A 1,576-nucleotide genomic window follows, 5' to 3' on the forward strand; every position below is an offset into this window, starting at 1 on the left:
TGTGGTAAATCTGTAATGGTTGAAAGTCATGTTCCTACAACATCTATCAATGCTCTGTTTCCAAGATGCCTGTTAATATGAACACCCATATGGCAGTTGACAAATATTTGCGCACAATGTGGAAAACTGCCTACTATTATCATAATAATATAGCGTCTTGAATTGAAGGGTGGCAATGAAGTGTGTTAACGATTTTCGTTTGAAATTTGGCAAGCAAGAGCTGGTGCCTATCATGATTGGCGGGATGGGGGTTGACATTTCCACTGCCGAACTGGCGCTGGAAGCTGCGCGTCTTGGCGGTATCGGGCACCTTTCCGATGCTATGCTGCCAACTGTAACGGACCGGCTTTTAAATACGGACTTTGTCAAATCAAAGCTCAAGCAGTACAAGTACAATGTTGCCAATACTGATAAGTCCACGGTGCAATTCGATCTTGGGCAGATCGCAGAGTCGACGCGCCTGCACTTAAGCCGAGCCATGGAAGCCAAGCGCGGTTCCGGCATGATTTTCGTCAACTGCATGGAAAAACTTACTATGAATGCACCGCGCGAAACATTGCGGGTACGGTTGCACGGGGCGCTTTCTGCCGGTATAGATGGAATTACCCTGAGTGCGGGACTGCATCTGGGTTCGTTCGCGTTGATGGAAGATCATCCACGTTTCCGTGATGCCAAGCTTGGTATCATCGTCTCTTCGCTACGCGCGCTGCAAATTTTCTTGCGTAAAAACGCAAAGCTTAACCGTCTGCCAGATTTTATCGTGATAGAAGGGCCACTGGCCGGTGGCCACTTGGGCTTCGGCTTAGACTGGATGAAATACGATCTGCGAGAAATCTGCAGAGAAATTTATCAATACTTGCAAGCCGAAAAGTTAGATATTCCGATCATACCGGCTGGTGGAATTTTTACCGGCAGCGATGCAGTGTCGTATCTAGAAATGGGCGCTGCTGCTGTGCAAGTCGCAACGCGCTTTACGGCAACGAGAGAATGCGGTTTGCCGGAAAAAATTGTGCAAGAGTACTTTAAGGCAAATGAGGGAGATATTGAAGTAAACATGATCTCGCCTACAGGCTACCCAATGCGCATGCTGAAGAAAAGTCCGGCCATCGGTGCCGGCATTCGTCCCAACTGCGAAGCCTATGGATACCTGCTCGACGGCAACGGTAATTGTGCTTACATCACAGCTTACAACGCCGAGGTGGCAGCTCACCCGAATGCAAAAAAAATCTCCGTTATTGACAAAACTTGTTTGTGCACCGCTATGCGCAACTTTGACTGCTGGACTTGCGGACAAAACACCTACCGCCTCAAGGACACCACGCGCCGCCTACCAAATGGGAGTTATCAGATACTAACGGCCGAGCATGTGTTCAAAGATTATCAGTTCAGCACCGACAACAAAATTGCATTACCTGATTTACCAACCATCTAACTTCAGTAACGCTCACTTTGACAAGTGAGGTAAGCTGAGAAAAATGGACACCAACGTTTTGTTAAACTTGAAACGGAGGTGTGAGATGAAGCAAAGAATTTCGTGAACAGGCGGTCAAGCAAGTCACAGAAGAAGGGTTAAGCC

1 protein-coding gene is annotated in these 1,576 nt (G+C 47.7%); it reads left to right on the forward strand.

Annotated features, from left to right (window positions below; all coding sequences use genetic code 11):
- Positions 1 to 175: 175 nt before the first annotated feature.
- Positions 176 to 1,432 carry a nitronate monooxygenase gene (locus tag MJ769_RS05945; RefSeq protein ID WP_239235154.1) on the forward strand — a complete coding sequence of 419 codons (1,257 nt, stop codon included), beginning with the start codon at positions 176 to 178 and terminating at the stop codon, positions 1,430 to 1,432.
- Positions 1,433 to 1,576: the final 144 nt, after the last annotated feature.

Origin of the sequence: Candidatus Nitrotoga sp. BS, from assembly GCF_927797785.1 — a bacterium.
Classification (GTDB): domain Bacteria; phylum Pseudomonadota; class Gammaproteobacteria; order Burkholderiales; family Gallionellaceae; genus Nitrotoga.